Raw genomic sequence first — 16189 nt, 5'->3', positions numbered from 1 at the left:
CTTCCAGATGGTGTGCACGTTGTGTTCCTCCATTCAATTATTAATTGCTGATTTGAACCTTCTCCCGATCCTTCAATCGGTTTTGTCCGGAAACCACGAGGAGCTCGCCTTCTTTCACACCAGAGAGCACTTCCTGGTTCAAATCATTCACCCGTCCGAGCTCGACCTTGCGCTTTTCCACGTGATCATTGACGAGCACGAATACGTATGTGTTGCCTTCTTCTCTGACGATGCTGAGACTGGGAACCGTTACGACTACATCCTGAGAGTTATCCGAGAGCTCCACCTGCACCTTCATACCCGAGGTCAATTTCAAATCGGGGTTGGGCACCGACAAGTCCAATTCATAAGATTTGGTTTGCATGCTCATGACGTCGGATAGATAGCTGATTCGTCCTTTCATTTTATCGGAACTGCCAGGGATGGAGAAGGACAGTTCGGTTTTGCCGCGAACGAGCTGTGCGGCCGACGGAGTTAAATAGGCGCGAATTTTGACCGGATCGAGCTGCTGGATAACTCCGACTTGAAAGCCGGCGGGCAGGGTCATCCCTTTCTCAACCGGCAAGTCTGTAAGCACACCGCCGATCGGGGCGGTTACCTCATGAAATGACAGGGACCGGTCCAATTGATCCAACGAGATTCGGGAAGTCTCCAGCTGCGCTTTTAGAGCCGACAGGGAGTCAGTGGAGTCCAGCGTTATTTGTTTTTGCTTCAGCAGATCCAAATCGCTTTTCGCATTATCGTAAGCATTCTGGGCTTGGTCGAGCTGGGTTTTCGATGCTTGACCAAGATCGTAGTCGTTCTTCGTTTTGTTCAAATTTTTGGCCGACAGGATCAAGGCTTGTTCAAGTTTGGTCACGGAATTCTGCATTTCCTGTTTGCTGTTGTCGAGGTCCTGCGCCGCCTTGGTCAAAGCTTCCTGCGCGCTGCTGACGGCCGAAGCGGCTTTATCCCGCTGAAGCTGCATATCCGTAGGATCCAGCTTTATGATCGGGTCCCCTTGTTTAACCCTGTCTCCGCGCTGTTTAACCACTTCCAGCACGTCGGCGCCGACCTTGGTGACGACATTCACACTTGCCGAAGGGAGCACATCGGCCACCTGCTCGACCGGATCGGCGATTTTTTGCTTGGCGATTTTGGCTACCTTGACCATTTTGACCGAATTATCCGGTAGGGCCGCCTGCTTGTTCGCCGGTTTGGCGGAGCATCCCGCGATTATCGCCATGCAAAGCAGCGCGAGTCCTAACAGCGTGAGTGAATTTCGCCGTGAACGGTTTACCATACGATTTTCATCCTTCCATTGTCCCATGTTTACGTACTCCTTTGTTGTTGCCCCGTAATTAAATTGTGGAGGATTGGTTTTGCTTAAAAACGGTCGATCATCATTGAATTGGCCTCGGCAGAGGTTTTTCTATTGAATAGCCGTTTGATTCTGCCTTTGAAAGATTGAATAAGTTCATAGACGATCGGCACAATGACCAGGGTCAATAAGGTCGAAGTGGTCAGTCCGCCGATTACGACTACGGCCAAGCCTTTGGATATCAGCGTGCCCTTCGAAAAGCCCAAGGCAAGCGGCAGCAGAGCGAAGATCGTCGCTCCGGCGGTCATGATGATCGGTCTTAACCGCGTCATTCCCGCTTCAATTAGCGAATCGCGAACGCTGTAGCCTTGTTCCCGCAGTTGCTGCACCCGGTCAACCAATACGATGGCATTGGTGACCACGATCCCGATCAGCATCAGGAATCCGATCAGCGACGTGACATTGAGCGATTGGCTCGTCACGAGCAATCCGACCAATCCGCCGATGGCGGCCAGCGGAAGCGAGAATAAAATGGCAAACGGAGCGCTGGCGTTACCGAAGGCGAGCACCATGATGAGATAGACGATGAAGATCGATGCGGCCATAGCCAGGAACATTTGCGAGAAGCTGTCGTTGATATCCCGGGTGACGCCGGCGACTTCCCGGCTGACCCCGACAGGCAATGGTATTGCGTCAAGCGCCTTGGAAACTCTTTGGCTGACGCCGCCTTTGTCAGGGCTGTCAATATTGGCGGCAACTTTCACGACCTGCTGCTGTTTTTCCCTGGTGATCGACACCGGCGCTTCTATATTTCGAACCTTGGCGATGTCCTGAACGTGAATAGTTGCGCCAGTCGGTGTGCTCAACGGAATCTCGCCGATTTTTTGAATCGAATTTTTGAAGTCTGAATCCAGACCGATGGTTGTTGTCAGCAGCACATTGTCGAATTTGATATCGCCGAGGCTTTCGTCTTTGATCCAATCATGAATGGCGCCGAGCACTTGGCCGACGGTCAGGCCGTACAATTTGGCCTCGTTCTGATTCACGGTCACTTCCACTTCCATTTTGGAATCGCCGAGACTGTCCTTGACATCCGTCAGCACGGGGAACTCTTTCATCTTCTCTTCGATGATGCCCGCGGCTTCTTGGAGCGCAAGCTGGTCGTCGCCTTTCAGCGAGTATGAGAAGTCGGTGCCGGAGCTGCCGCCTTCGTTAAAGGAAAGGAGTTGCGCGTTGACAGTGGAGTTTTTGGGGAGCTGGGCAAGCATCTTCTCCTTATAGGCATTCATCGTTTCTTTGGCATTGGCTGTTTCGCTGACCGCTGAAAACAAAGTGGCTTTATATGGGGAACGGCTGCCGGTGAAATCGTAGCCGACTAAGGATTCGACGTAAGTAAACAATGCGTGGCCTGCGGGATCCTTGCTGTCCCGCAGCAGGGCTTCGATTTGTTTCATCTGGGCGTCCATCGTTTCGATCGACGTTTCCCTCGGCAAATGAATTTGGAACATGATCTGCTTGTCGGTTTCGCTGTCAGGCATGAAGGATACGGCCAAGTTCGGAACAATCAGCACGAAGGACAAGACAAACAATAGACCGGCCAGCAGAACCGTTTTGACCCGGTGCTTCAACGACCACAGCAATATGGATTTATAGGCCGCGGACATTTTGCTGACTTGAGCCGTGCCGTGCTCCGGAATACTCCGGCTGTTCATGACCATCAGCTTGGACAGCATCGGAATGACGGTCAAGGCAACAAAAAGCGAGGAGATCAAGGCTGCGGCAAGCGTGATGGCGAACGGACGGAACACTTCTCCGACCACCCCGCTTACAAACCCGATCGGACCGAATACGCCGACGGTTGTCAGTGTCGAAGAGGTGATCGCGGAGGCGACTTGCTCGACCGCGAGTTTGATGACCGATTCGTTGCGTTCCTGAGCCTTCAGAAGCTGGCTGTATATATTCTCGATGACCACGATGCTGTCGTCGACGACCCGCCCGACGGCGATGGCCATGCCGCCCAGCGTCATGATGTTGATGGAGATATTCAGCGGCGCCATCAGCAGCAGCGTAATAAGAATCGATAACGGAATCGAAATCAGCACGATCAGCGTCATTCTGAAATTACGCAGGAAAAACAGAATCATCAAGGAAGCGAGAATCGCGCCCAATCCGCCCTCGCGAATCATCCCGTTCACCGATTCCAGTATGTCGGTGGCGCCGTTGTATACCGTATGAAAGGCAATGTTCGGCAGCGTTGTTTTCCATTCCTTGATCAACTTGTCTGCGGCATTTCCGAATTCGACCGCGTTGGCATCCTTTGTTTTGTACAGATGAATGGCGATGGCCGGTTTGCCGTCCAAACGGGCGAAGAAGGTGGATTCGCTGATCGATTCGACTTTGCCGATTTGATTCAACAGAAGGGTATCGCCGGAAGGAGCGGTGAACTCCATGTTGTCGAGATTGTAAATCGAATTGAATTCGCCTGTGACCCGGACCATTTCCGTGTTTCCGTTGAAATCAACCGAACCGGCCGGACTGGAGGTCAGGTTGGCTTTGACGGCATTGATCACCTGGGTCGGGGTAAGACCGTAATTTTGCAAGGCGTTTGCGTCCAGCTTGATTTCAACCTTCGTTTCCTTGTTTCCGATGGAATCGATGTGGTCAATTCCCTTGATGGAATTAAACCCCGGCTCAATGACATCCTTGTAGATTTTGTCCAGTTCCGCCTGGTTCATGCCGTTCTGTCCGTACACAGCCATATAATAAACCGGCTCGGTGGCAAAGCCGAACGTCATGACCTTGGGCTTCTCCGCGTCATCCGGCAATTGGACGTTGGAAATGAGGCTTTCCACGTCTCTTTTTACATCCTCGGGTTTGTTGCCCTGATCCAATTCGATGATAATCTGCGAATAGTTGTCGTTTGAAGTGGAGGTCAGGTTTTTGATGCCTTCCATGGTGGCAATCTGCTTTTCCAGAGGCTTGGTGATCTGCTCAAGCACATCCTTCGGAGGAGCGGGATACTGCGTGGAGACGAGGACAACCGGGAACGATATGTCGGGCATGCTCTCCACTTTTAAAGTGCCGGCTGAATAGATTCCTCCTGCGAACAGAAGGATCATGATAATCACGACCGCTGCCACATTCTTCATCGAGAACTCCGTTAATTTTACCATTGGTCAAACTCCTCCAATATTTGATGCCGAAATTCATCTAGACACTAGTATATTACAATACTAGATCCGTCACCTATGGAAAGTATTAAAAAAGAATGAGAATTTCATTTGCTAGACGTCCATGCCGTTTTCACGGCGCCAACGGATGAAAATGGCATGTTGAAGCGTCCCCGAAGAATTCTCATTGAATTGTTTTTAAGCGGAAGTGAATTTTCGGGATAGATCAATTGTAAAAATTGGCAGCGGAATCGAATACGGTCTCCCGAAGGTTTTTGGACCTGGACTTTAGTCGGGGTTTTTCGTCTGCTCCGCACAAAAAAAACACCCTATCCATCTCATTCTCGGATAGGGTGTTTTGCGCTTAAACGATGGATTCCCCTTCGAAATATTCCACTTGAGCCTGATTGCGCATCGACGGTCCGCTCGAGCCTCCATGATGGCTTTTAAACAGGTCGCTGTTGATGTACCGCTCAAAGTCTTCCTTTGACTGCCATCGGGAGATGGCCTTCAGCTGATTTTCCGCTTTCCAAACTTCAAATCCGAGAAATCCGTTAAACTGCTTCAACTGAGGAGACAGCTTTTGAAACATGCCGGCCATATGCTCCGGGTTTTCGACTTGAATGGTGTTTACTGCGATAAACATCGGTATTCCCTCCTTTTTACAATCATTATAGCATATCCGAAAAAAACAGATTCATGAATGATATTTAGAAGTTGAATATATCGAATTCAAGCTCATTTACAGTCTGGAAGGCAAGTTCATCCGTATATTGCCGCTGCGGCCAAAGCCTACGAATCGGTCTATGGGGTGCCTACGGTTTACAAAAGAACCGGCGGAAGCATTCCGACCGTCGAGGTGTGCGCCAGATTGATGAATGCGCCTGTCGTGATGATGGGGTTCGGTCTTCCCGACGGGAATGTGAATGCGCCTAACGAACATTTTCATTTGGAGAACTACGAGAAAGGACTGCGGGTGCTTTGCCAATATTGGGATGAACTCGGGAAGTAATTTTTCGTATGTTTTGAGGAAATACAAAGAAGGAACCTTGAGGCAGCGCTTCAGGGTTCCTTCTTTGTATGATTGCCCAACACCAGCGCCAATCGGCTATTGGGCTTATTTGTAAAACCTGTTAAACGATTAACCCTTGACGCGGCAGCTCGGTTCATGATATTTTTAATTAAATTATTTAAATAATAAATAGTTTAAAATTTAAATTATGCAAACACTTCGACGGGAGGAATTCGTCTTGGACCAGGATTTGGAGAAATATATTCAACGTTTTTTGTCTGCGAATGAATCCTTGAGACGGAAAATCGGGATAGAGCATCGAAGCTTGATGGAGAAAAATGGAACGGGCATGACCCGACCGCAATTTTTTATGCTTCATATCATCAAAGAGCACGGACCCTGTAAAATTACACAGCTGGCTGAAAGGCTGGAAGTAAAACCCAGCGCAATTACGGTCATGATCGACCGCTTGGTTCTTTCAAAGCTGGTTATGCGTACCCAAGATCCAAACGATCGACGGGTTGTTCTGGTGGAATTGACAGAGGAGGGAGAAAACGAGTTAGAGAAGGCCAGGGATTTCTCCAAACAAATTATCAGCCGTTATTTTTCCCGGCTGGATTCCGATGAATTGGCCCAATTCGTTCATACATTCGAAAAAATTGTAAGGATATCCAACGAGAATTCGACATCAGGAGGATGAGTATTAGTGGAGATTGCACATAATAAAAAACAAATCGAAATTTCCGGCACGGCGATCCCCAATAAAGGGCTGCTGATTGCCGGATTGATGATTGCGATGCTGTTCGGCGCGCTGGACGGCACGATTGTCGGGACGGCTATGCCGAGAATCGTCGGCGAGCTTGGCGGACTCGGGTTAATGACTTGGTTGACGACTGCTTATATGCTGAGTTCTACGGTCGTCGTTCCGATTGCCGGCAAATTTGCCGACTTGCTTGGCCGCAGGGCTGTGTATGTTAGCGGGCTGCTGATTTTTATGGCAGGTTCGGCGCTATGCGGCATGTCCCAGAACATGACGGAACTGATACTATTTCGCGGCCTGCAAGGGGTCGGCGGCGGCATTATGATGCCGATGGCCATGATTATCATCGGGGATATCTTCACAGGCAAGCAGCGAGCCAAATGGCAGGGGGTATTCGGCGGAATATTCGGCCTGGCCTCTGTCATCGGTCCCCAGGTCGGCGGGTGGATCGTTGATGCGCTGAATTGGAGATGGGTCTTTTACATCAATCTTCCCGTGGGAATATTGGCAGCCGTGGTGATAGCCGTCGCGCTTCCGAAACGCAAAAGAACGACGGAAAAAGTCAAATTTGATGTGCCGGGCATCCTTACGATGATTATTGGCGTCGTCAGCTTATTGTTGGCTTTAACCTTCGGAGGTAGGGATTATGCTTGGGTTTCTTGGCAAATTATCGGTCTGTTCGCTCTTTCCGCGGTATCTTTATTCAGTTTTGTCGTCATCGAATCGAAGGCCGCTGAACCGATCCTGCCGATCCGTCTATTCAAAAATCGGACTTTTTCAGTCATCAACGGGATCGGCTTTGTAATGAGCGTCGGCATGTTCGGGGCGATCATGTTCGTTCCGTTGTTTATGCAGGGGATCGTCGGCATCAGCGCATCCGCATCGGGAACGGTGATGACCCCCATGATGATTAGCATGATTGCAGCCAGTGTGCTCGGCGGGCAATTGGTGCAAAAGATCGGCGTTCGCAATCAAATGGCAGTCGGGATGATTGTGATGGCGGGAGGCTTCCTGTTGCTGACGGGGATGGGCATCGATACATCGAAGCTCGTCGCTTCCAGCTATTTGGTGGTGATCGGTCTGGGGATTGGCCTGGTGATGCCGCTTCTTACGCTGGCGCTGCAAGAAAGCTTCCCGAAATCCGAGCGCGGCGTTGTCACATCGTCTAGCCAATTTTTCCGGCAAATTGGCGGAACATTCGGGATGACCATTCTCGGCGCGATCATGAATCATAAATCCAGCACTATTTTGACGGATAAATTGCTGCCTATAATGAAACAATTGCCGGGAGAAGCATCCGCAATGGCGTCACAGATCACGTCGATGGTTCAGAGCAATCCGCAGGGGCTGTACTCCATGCTTCTGAGTCCGGATATACTCGCCAAAATACCGCCGGCCTTAACGCAGATGTTCAATCCGATATTAAAAGCGGCGTTGGTCGATTCATTGCATAGTGTTTTCCTCTTAGGCTTGCTGTTTATTGTGCTTGGAGTAGCGCTCAGCATGTTTGTTGGAAAAATCGCCATTTCGGACAGAAAAAACGGCAAGTCAGAGGTTGTTCGGCAGTAGACTTCACAACATGATTTACTTGCGTATTATTGCCGCAAACGCAGTTTCTTGAAAAAATCGGTCAGAAGCGAGCTGCATTCTTCCTCCAGCACTCCGCGGATCACTTCCGCACGGTGATTGAATCGGTCGTCCTGGAGCAGATTCATGAGCGTTCCGGCACAGCCGGCTTTCGGGTCCGCGGTTCCGTAAACAACGCGTTCAATGCGCGACTGCACAATCGCTCCGGCGCACATGGGGCAAGGCTCCAGTGTCACATACAGCGTACAGCCGAGCAGCCTCCATGCTTTCAGATGTTCGCCGGCTTGCCGGATGGCGATCATTTCGGCGTGCCCCGCGGGATCATGCGTGGTTTCCCGGACATTGTACCCTCTTGCGATGATTTCTCCATTCCGGACGATGACCGCACCGATCGGAACCTCCGCAAGGGCCTCCGCTTTCCGCGCTTCATGAACGGCTTCCCTCATCCAACGGATATGCTCTTGTTCTTCCATGATCAAAGCCGCCTCCCGAACTTCAATAAATTTCCCGCGAACGTTCATTCGTTGTTAACAGCGTGTGGATAAGTCTGTGGATAACCTGGATAATGTGGATAACCGCATCATCCCGCAACATCGAAACCATTGTATGGGATTGGCAGATGATTATCAAGTGCAATGGAAAGGGATGGGCAGCAGCAATCCCTTAAACGCAAGCAGCGAAAGACCATGTTCCCCTTGGAAACATGGTCTTGTATTTTCGCTTTTACTCTGCGGTTTTACTCCTGATCGCTCATCCGATTGATCGCATTCCGGGCTGCCCTTTCCGCTTGGTCGGTCAAATTTTCGGCTGCCTCACTCGCTGTTTCGATGGTATTCTGGGTTGCGTCCGAAGCGGTTTCGAGGCCTCCCTTCAAGGTCTCAGCCGTTTCCTGCATAGCGGATCGTTCTTGATTTTCGGCCATGGATAGTCCTCCTACTATGGTTTGATTGATAGTTGAATTTTTCCATCTTATTGTGGATCACTTCGGGTAAAGTTATACACCCTACACTGAATATTTAAACACTTTTATGAGCAAATTCTGGATGAACGGGGTGTCCTTCTTAAACGAATCGTGCTGAAAACCAAGACATTGGACCAGCTTGAACGGAGAACATAACCGTTGCGAATCAAACATTTCCGCGACTGTTGAACGGGCTGTCCGACGGAAAGGAATTTGGAGCAGCAAGGCACTTGGCCGATAATCGCAAACCCCTCGATGAACAGCTCCCGGGCAAACGGGCTTTTTACCGTGGACAAGACGACCACACTTGAAGGGCGGGGCAGCCGACGCATAAAATCACTTCCTTTACCCTATTGATATGCGCTGCAGAACGGTTAGGACATGGATATACGCTGCGGACATCAGACACAAAACGGCTGAGCCAAACAAAAAAACAGACTTTTGATACAAATGCCTCCAAAAACAGAAGCGCGGTGAAAACGACTAGACGTCCCATGCCATTTCATGGCACCAGCAGGTGATGAAAATGGCGCGCGACACGCCCCGAAGAATAGACATTGAATTGTTTTTTAGTGGAAGTGAATTTTCAGGATAGGATTTTTTTTTGTTTACATATATAATGGTTAAGGGTTTTGTTCATTGCAAATATAAGGGGTTGAGATAGATGGCTTTAAAAGCTGGAATTGTCGGGCTGCCCAATGTGGGCAAATCCACTTTGTTCAATGCGATCACTCAGGCGGGAGCGGAATCGGCGAACTATCCGTTCTGCACGATTGATCCGAATGTCGGCGTGGTTGAGGTACCGGATGAAAGGATGCATAAGCTCGCGGAGATCGTGCATCCCGAGCGGATCGTGCCGACGGCGTTCGAATTCGTTGATATTGCGGGCTTGGTCAAAGGGGCAAGCAAGGGAGAAGGGCTGGGCAACAAATTTCTTGCCCATATTCGCGAGGTTGATGCGATCGTGCATGTCGTTCGCTGCTTCGAGGATCCGAACATCACGCATGTAGCCGGGGGCGTCGATCCGATCAGCGATATCGAGACGATCAATCTGGAGCTGATTCTGGCCGATTTGGAGACGGTGGAGCGCCGGCTGGACAGGTCCCGCAAGAATATGAAAAGCGGAGACAAGAAAGTGATCCAGGAGGTGGAGTGCCTTGAACGGATCAAAGAGGCGCTGTATGCGGATCAACCCGCCAGAAGCGTGGAACTGAGCGACGATGAAAAGCTGCTGCTGCGGGATTTGCATCTGCTGACGTCCAAGCCGGTCCTTTATGCCGCGAATGTGGGCGAGGACGAAGCTGCCGCGGCGGATAGCAATCCGCTGGTTCGGAAGGTCAAGGCTTTTGCGGCTCAGGAAGGAGCCGAGGTGGTCGCCATCAGCGCGAAGGTGGAATCGGAAATTGCCGAGCTGGAAGGGGAGGATCGCGCGCTCTTTCTGGAGGAACTCGGTCTGCCCGAATCGGGTTTGGATCGGTTGATTAAAGCAGCCTACAAGCTGCTCGGCTTGCAGACCTATTTTACCGCAGGCGTAAAGGAAGTCAGGGCATGGACGATCCCCGGCGGGACCAAGGCACCGCAAGCGGCCGGCGTGATTCACACCGACTTCGAGAAAGGATTCATCCGCGCCGAAGTTGTCGGCTATGACGCGCTGATCGAGGCCGGTTCGATGAACGCCGCCAAGGAACGGGGCTGGCTGCGCCTGGAAGGCAAAGAATATGTCGTGCAGGATGGCGACGTGATGCATTTTCGCTTCAATGTGTGAGCAAAGGGTGTCGGGTTTTTCACGAATTGCGGTGTCTCTTTTCCAGCCAATGGCGGCGCGTGAACGATTGACAATCCCGATGAGGTTTTAATAAAATGAAATATTGATAATCTTAAGCATCAAGGAACTTGAAAAGGGGTGATCAGATTGTTGGATAAGCTTCAATCGCTGGCGGACCGGTATGACAAACTCAGCGAGCTTTTATGCGATCCTGCGGTGGTCAACGATTCTCAAAAGCTGAGAGAGTATTCCAAAGAGCAGTCTGACCTTCAAGAGACTTACGAAGCCTTTGTTGAATATAAATCCGTGTCGCAGCAGCTGGACGAGGCGAAAGCGATGCTTGGCGAAAAGCTCGACGATGAAATGCGTGAAATGGTCAAAATGGAGATGGATGAGCTGTCCGCAAAAAAAGAGCGGCTGGAAGAACGCCTCCATGTGCTGCTGCTGCCCAAAGATCCGAATGACGACAAAAACGTGATCGTGGAAATCCGCGGCGCGGCCGGCGGAGACGAGGCGGCCTTGTTTGCGGGCGACCTGTATCGGATGTATACCCGTTATGCCGAGCTTCAAGGCTGGAAAACGGAGCTGATGGACGCCAGTCTGAACGATCTCGGCGGCTTTAAAGAGGTTGTCTTTATGGTCAAGGGCAAAGGCGCGTACAGCAAGCTGAAATTCGAAAGCGGCGCTCATCGGGTGCAGCGGATTCCGGTGACCGAATCGGGCGGACGCATCCATACGTCCACAGCTACGGTAGCCGTGCTTCCGGAGGCGGAAGACATTGAAATCGAGATCAAGGACAGCGACATCCGGGTCGATACGTTCTGCTCCAGCGGCGCCGGAGGACAGTCCGTCAACACGACCAAGTCGGCGGTGCGCGTCACGCATGTGCCTACGGGCATTGTGGCCACCTGTCAAGACGGGAAATCGCAGAATTCCAACAAAGAGCTGGCGCTGAGAGTGCTTCGCGCGCGCATATACGAGAAGATGATGCAGGAGGAGCAGGCCAAGTACGACAGTGAACGCAAAAGCAAGGTCGGCACCGGCGACCGAAGCGAAAGGATCCGCACTTATAATTTTCCGCAGAGCCGGATTACCGATCACCGGATCGGACTGACGCTGCATAAGCTGGATACGGTGCTGAACGGCGATCTGGAGGAAGTCATCTCCGCGCTCACGATCGCCGCACAGGCAGAATTAATGGAAAAAGGGGAACTGCAATGACCCGCCCGACATTGTCGATCAGAGAAGCCTGTTTGCGGGCTTCTTCTTTATTAGCGGAAAGAGGTGTGGAAGATAGCAGGCAGGCGGCCGAATGGCTCCTGCTTCATCTGCTGCGGTCGGATCGTACGCGCTTGTTTCTGCATTGGGAGGAGCCGTTTCCTGCGGAATTGGCGCCTCTGTGGGAGGAGGCAGTGAGACGCAGGGCGCAGGGCGAGCCGGTCCAGTACATCACCGGGGAACAGGAATTCTACGGTCTTGCGTTCCGCGTGAATCCTTCGGTCCTGATTCCGCGGCCGGAAACCGAGCTGTTGGTGGAGGCCGTCATCCGAATCGGACGGGAGCTTTGGCCCGAGCCCGGGGATTCCCCGCTGCTGCTGGATATCGGCACGGGAAGCGGAGCGATCCCGGTCAGTATCGCTGTGCAGTGTCCGGGCTGGCGGATCTGCGCCGTTGATATTTCCCCGGCGGCGCTGGACACGGCAAGAAGCAACGCCGCAGACAACGGCGTCGCAGAGCGCATCACGTTCTTGCCCGGCGATTTGCTGCTTCCTGCGGCGGAAGCGGGTGTGGATGCCGACATTCTGGTATCCAACCCTCCGTATATCCCTTCATCCGACATCCCTGGGCTTCAGCGCGAGGTCCGCGATCATGAGCCGGTTTTGGCGCTCGACGGGGGCGAGGACGGGTTGTCTTTTTACCGGCGGATCATCGGCCAAATGGAGCTTTTGCCGCATATTCCGCAGTGTGTCGGGTTCGAGGTCGGCTTCGGCCAAGCCGATGCAGTGGTGCAACTGCTGAGGGAAACCGGCCGCTGGGAGGAAATCCGGGTTATCAAGGATTTGGCCGGAATCCAGAGGCATGTGCTTGCGGTCAGGCGCTAGGAGTCCTTATTAACGGTAATGGATAACGGAAATCTATTAGAGCGTGTTCAAAAAGCTGGGTCGCTGCGCAAAAGGGGTGTGCCTCCGGTCGCTGTTGAAATCGTAAAAACAGGATTCAATTTAGCTCAAGGCTTTTTGAACACGCTCTATTAGTTTGAATTCAAGGATGATAGGAATTTTTAAGCTAGATTCATAGGTTTAGCTTCTTTGTTTTCTGTCCATACTTTTTGGTAAGGAAAGCCTCATGGGCAGAGGAAAGGAGCGTCATAGAAATGCTTAAAAAAAGCGGTTTCCGGATTTATTTATATGTTTTTTTTCTTTTAAGTCTATTGATGGCCAACGGGGAAGCGGAAATGGCGAATGCAGCGGTGGTAACGGACAAGATCCCTGAACAAGCGATCCGTCTGCGGATATTGGCAAATTCCGATCAGACCGGGGATCAGTGGGTGAAGCGCAAGGTTCGCGATGCGATCGTCGAATCCATGAACGGATGGGTACGGGACCCGATGACAATTGAACAAGCCCGAACTGAAATCAGAACGCATATTCCCGATCTTAAGAATATCGTCGGTTCGGTTTTGCATAAGTACGGATTTGATTACGGCTACAAGGTTGAGCTTGGAATTGTGCCTTTTCCAACGAAATTGTACGGCAATCAGGTATATCCGGCAGGCAATTATGAAGCGCTGCGGGTAACGCTTGGCAATGGAGAGGGGCAGAATTGGTGGTGTGTCCTGTTTCCACCGCTTTGTTTCGTGGATGTATCCGGTGATGCGGTTCCCCGTGATTCTCTGACAAAGGCAGCGGCCTCTTCACAAAATAAGGACGCGGCGGTTCGGCAGAAGGAAAGCGCCGGCCAAATGAAGGAAGGCAAGTCCAAGGGAACGGAGCAGCAGAATTTATCCGCGAATTCCGGTCAGAGCAGCGACAGCCCCAAACCGGACAAAGAAGTGCGGTTCTTCATCGTCGATTTGTTCCGGAGGCTGATTGATCTGATCAAGAGTTTCTTCTCTTGATCAAGTTTTTCCACACTTTCCCGTTCATGATATAATGAGTGGAATGACTGGACGCGAAGGAATGACGGAACAAGGGATGGAAACGATGCAGACAAAATATTGGAAAGCTAGCCCCAATGCGGAGGCTTTCGATCCGGCAATCCTTGAAGCCGCGGAGTATTTGCGCAGCGGGAGGCTGGTGGCCTTCCCGACAGAGACGGTTTACGGACTGGGCGCTAATGCCCTTTCGACTGAAGCGGTGGAGAAAATTTTCCAAGCCAAGGGCAGACCGTCGGATAATCCGCTGATCGTCCATATTGCCGATCCCGGACAATTGGACGACTTGGTGCTGGAATACGACGCACCTGTGAAACAACTGATCGAGGCATTCTGGCCGGGCCCGCTGACCTTGGTTCTGCCCGTCAGACCGGGTGCGGTTTCGCCCCGTGTGACCGCCGGTCTATCCACCATCGCGGTGCGGATGCCCGATCATCCGCTGGCGCTGCATTTGATTCGCGCGGCGGGATGCCCGGTGGCGGCGCCCAGCGCCAACCGCTCGGGAAAGCCAAGCCCGACTGCGGCTGAGCATGTGCGCAATGATCTGGACGGAAGAATCGACGGAATTCTGGATGGCGGCCATTCCGGAGTCGGCCTCGAGTCGACCGTAGTCGAGTGGGCGGATGGAAAAGTGTGGATTTTGCGGCCCGGCGGCATTACTCCAGAGGATATCCGGCGTTTGGGGCTGGCGGTAGAGCTTGATGCTTCCTTGCAATCGACCGGGGGGGATTCCTCCGACGCGGCATCATCGTTCGACGGTGTGAAAGAAGCTGGCGGACCAACGCCCCGATCGCCCGGCATGAAGTACAGGCATTATGCTCCCAAGGGTATGCTCAGTATTGTGCAGGGAGACAATCCGCAGAAGGTTAGCGCGTATATTCAAGAGCGCATTGACGAGGCAAAAGCTAAGGGAGAAAAGACGGGAATCCTTGCATTCGAGGAGCATCTGCCGTACTATCGTGCGGATGTTGTGCTGTCCTGCGGCTCGCAGGACGATCTGTCCTCCGCGGGAAAGCTTCTCTATGACGCGCTGCGGGAGTTTGACCGGGAAGGAGTGTCCTATATTTTAGCCGAAGGCTTCAGAGAGGACGGATTGGGGTTGGCGGTGATGAACCGTTTGCACAAAGCGGCAGGAGGCCGATTGATACATATTTAACATTTTTCCGGGATTGTCCGCATATTCTTTGTAACAGAATAGATGGACACGAGGGGGATCTGGATGTCGGCCGTTAACGTGCAATTGGGACAGTTTCTAACCATACTGCTGCTGGCGATCGCTTTGGGAATGGATGCTTTTTCTTTGGGAATCGGTCTCGGACTCAAGGGGATCCGGCTGTCGGATATTCTGAAGATTAGTGCGGTCATCGCCGTATTTCATATTATTATGCCATTGATGGGCATGTTTGCAGGCCATTATGCAAGCACTTTGCTGGGAAGCGTCGCAGCAGTTACCGGCGGAGGGCTTCTTATTATTTTGGGCGGCCATATGATTTACAGCTCTCTGCGGGGAGAAACGGCCAGCTCTTTCGATCACCGTTCCGCATGGGGATTGACGGTTTTTTCACTCATGGTCAGCATCGACTCTTTTTCCGTCGGCATTTCAATGGGATTGTTCGCTTCCGATATCGTGCTGACGATTCTGCTGTTCGGCGCCGTCGGCGGGGTCATGTCGGTGCTTGGACTTCTGCTCGGGCGGAAAATTGGCTATTGGGTGGGTGAATACGGAGAAGCTTTCGGAGGTATCATACTGCTGGCATTCGGCATCAAATTTTTGATGTGACCGGGTTTTTGCGGTAAAATGTAGGCTAAAAGGTGCCTGAATGGGGGTGAAAGCTGATGAAGCATATTCTTTTTGTCTGTACGGGCAATACTTGCCGCAGTCCCATGGCGGAAGCCATGCTGAGGAAATTGGCCGGGGAGCAGGGTCTTGAACTGGAAGTGCGCTCGGCTGGATTGATGGCGGCGGTCAACATGCCGATTTCCGGCAATTCGTTGGAGGTGCTGCGGAAAAAAGGAATTGCGGACAAGCTGATCTCGACCCCGCTCGGCCAGGAATGGGTGGAGTGGGCCGATTTGATTTTGACGATGACCACCGATCATAAGCAGACGGTTATCCGGCGGTTTCCCGATTCCTTAGACAAAACCTTTACGCTGAAAGAGTATGCGGAGGACGACGTCAAAATTCTCGGAGCGATTGCCGAACAGCAGAAGCTGCTGTCCGATTGGCAGATCAAAAAGTCGTTGTCCCAGGACATCTCCGAAACCGATCGGAAGCGGCTGGCGGAATTATCGGCATTGATCCCGGATGTGGATATTGCCGATCCGTTCGGAGGGGCGTTGGCGGAATATCAGGCGGCTGCGGATGAGATCGAGTCGGCGCTGAAGAAATTGATCTTCAAGCTGCGGAACGCTTCCTTGCAATGAACATCAAGGTGATTTCGGGCTTTACAACCTACGGATCAATAAGATATGATGGGATT

At 51.9% G+C, this 16189-nt stretch carries 16 protein-coding genes; 10 read left to right on the top strand and 6 right to left on the bottom strand.

What is annotated here, in order from left to right; all coding sequences use genetic code 11:
• Nucleotides 1-40 precede the first annotated feature (40 nt).
• From VF724_RS12905 to VF724_RS12895, 3 genes are all read right to left on the bottom strand, one after another.
• Nucleotides 41-1309 carry an efflux RND transporter periplasmic adaptor subunit gene (locus VF724_RS12905; protein WP_371754665.1) on the bottom strand — a complete coding sequence of 423 codons (1269 nt, stop codon included), beginning with the start codon at nt 1307-1309 and terminating at the stop codon, nt 41-43.
• A gap of 56 nt (nt 1310-1365) precedes the next feature.
• Nucleotides 1366-4473 carry an efflux RND transporter permease subunit gene (locus VF724_RS12900; protein ID WP_371754664.1) on the bottom strand — a complete coding sequence of 1036 codons (3108 nt, stop codon included), beginning with the start codon at nt 4471-4473 and terminating at the stop codon, nt 1366-1368.
• 361 nt (nt 4474-4834) lie between these two features.
• Complete coding sequence (locus tag VF724_RS12895) at nt 4835-5116, bottom strand: antibiotic biosynthesis monooxygenase (RefSeq protein WP_371754663.1); 282 nt, start codon at nt 5114-5116, stop codon at nt 4835-4837.
• 75 nt (nt 5117-5191) lie between these two features.
• Here VF724_RS12895 and VF724_RS12890 point away from each other — a divergent pair, with 75 nt between their 5' ends.
• The 3 genes from VF724_RS12890 (at nt 5192) to VF724_RS12880 (ending at nt 7811) form a co-directional block, all read left to right on the top strand.
• Nucleotides 5192-5482 (top strand): M20/M25/M40 family metallo-hydrolase, encoded by a 291-nt coding sequence (locus tag VF724_RS12890; RefSeq protein ID WP_371754668.1) that lies wholly within the window; start codon nt 5192-5194, stop codon nt 5480-5482.
• A 238-nt stretch (nt 5483-5720) separates the two neighbouring features.
• Entirely contained in the window at nt 5721-6182 is a 462-nt protein-coding gene (locus VF724_RS12885) for a MarR family winged helix-turn-helix transcriptional regulator (RefSeq protein WP_371754662.1), read from the top strand.
• Nucleotides 6183-6269: 87 nt separating this feature from the next.
• A complete protein-coding gene (locus tag VF724_RS12880; RefSeq protein ID WP_371754667.1) occupies nt 6270-7811 on the top strand; it encodes an MDR family MFS transporter in 1542 nt (513 codons plus the stop codon).
• Between the two features lie 26 nt (nt 7812-7837).
• On the opposite strand, the gene tadA is transcribed toward VF724_RS12880, so the two are convergent.
• The 3 genes from tadA to VF724_RS12865 form a co-directional block, all read right to left on the bottom strand.
• Nucleotides 7838-8302 carry a tRNA adenosine(34) deaminase TadA gene (gene tadA, locus VF724_RS12875; protein WP_371754661.1) on the bottom strand — a complete coding sequence of 155 codons (465 nt, stop codon included), beginning with the start codon at nt 8300-8302 and terminating at the stop codon, nt 7838-7840.
• Between the two features lie 263 nt (nt 8303-8565).
• Nucleotides 8566-8751, bottom strand: a complete 186-nt coding sequence (locus VF724_RS12870) for a hypothetical protein (protein ID WP_371754660.1) — start codon at nt 8749-8751, stop codon at nt 8566-8568.
• Nucleotides 8752-8855: 104 nt separating this feature from the next.
• Nucleotides 8856-9122 carry a hypothetical protein gene (locus VF724_RS12865; protein WP_371754659.1) on the bottom strand — a complete coding sequence of 89 codons (267 nt, stop codon included), beginning with the start codon at nt 9120-9122 and terminating at the stop codon, nt 8856-8858.
• Between the two features lie 332 nt (nt 9123-9454).
• On the opposite strand from VF724_RS12865, the gene ychF reads away from it, so the two are divergent.
• From ychF to VF724_RS12830, 7 genes are all read left to right on the top strand, one after another.
• Entirely contained in the window at nt 9455-10555 is a 1101-nt protein-coding gene (gene ychF, locus VF724_RS12860; protein WP_371754658.1) for a redox-regulated ATPase YchF, read from the top strand.
• A gap of 147 nt (nt 10556-10702) precedes the next feature.
• Nucleotides 10703-11776 carry a peptide chain release factor 1 gene (prfA, locus tag VF724_RS12855; protein ID WP_371754657.1) on the top strand — a complete coding sequence of 358 codons (1074 nt, stop codon included), beginning with the start codon at nt 10703-10705 and terminating at the stop codon, nt 11774-11776.
• Complete coding sequence (gene prmC, locus VF724_RS12850; protein WP_371754656.1) at nt 11773-12657, top strand: peptide chain release factor N(5)-glutamine methyltransferase; 885 nt, start codon at nt 11773-11775, stop codon at nt 12655-12657. The genes prfA and prmC overlap by 4 nt, the downstream gene beginning before the upstream one ends.
• Nucleotides 12658-12929: 272 nt before the next feature.
• Entirely contained in the window at nt 12930-13673 is a 744-nt protein-coding gene (gene spoIIR / locus VF724_RS12845) for a stage II sporulation protein R (protein ID WP_371754655.1), read from the top strand.
• Nucleotides 13674-13734: 61 nt separating this feature from the next.
• Nucleotides 13735-14865: an L-threonylcarbamoyladenylate synthase gene (locus tag VF724_RS12840; protein WP_371754654.1), complete on the top strand. Its 1131-nt coding sequence runs from the start codon at nt 13735-13737 to the stop codon at nt 14863-14865.
• A gap of 63 nt (nt 14866-14928) precedes the next feature.
• Nucleotides 14929-15489 carry a manganese efflux pump MntP gene (locus VF724_RS12835; protein WP_371754653.1) on the top strand — a complete coding sequence of 187 codons (561 nt, stop codon included), beginning with the start codon at nt 14929-14931 and terminating at the stop codon, nt 15487-15489.
• Between the two features lie 56 nt (nt 15490-15545).
• Nucleotides 15546-16133, top strand: coding sequence for a low molecular weight protein arginine phosphatase (locus VF724_RS12830; RefSeq protein WP_371754652.1), 588 nt, complete (start codon nt 15546-15548; stop codon nt 16131-16133).
• Nucleotides 16134-16189: the final 56 nt, after the last annotated feature.

The organism is Ferviditalea candida (genome assembly GCF_035282765.1).
GTDB lineage: Bacteria > Bacillota > Bacilli > Paenibacillales > KCTC-25726 > Ferviditalea > Ferviditalea candida.
This window is presented reverse-complemented; position numbering and strand designations above follow the sequence as displayed.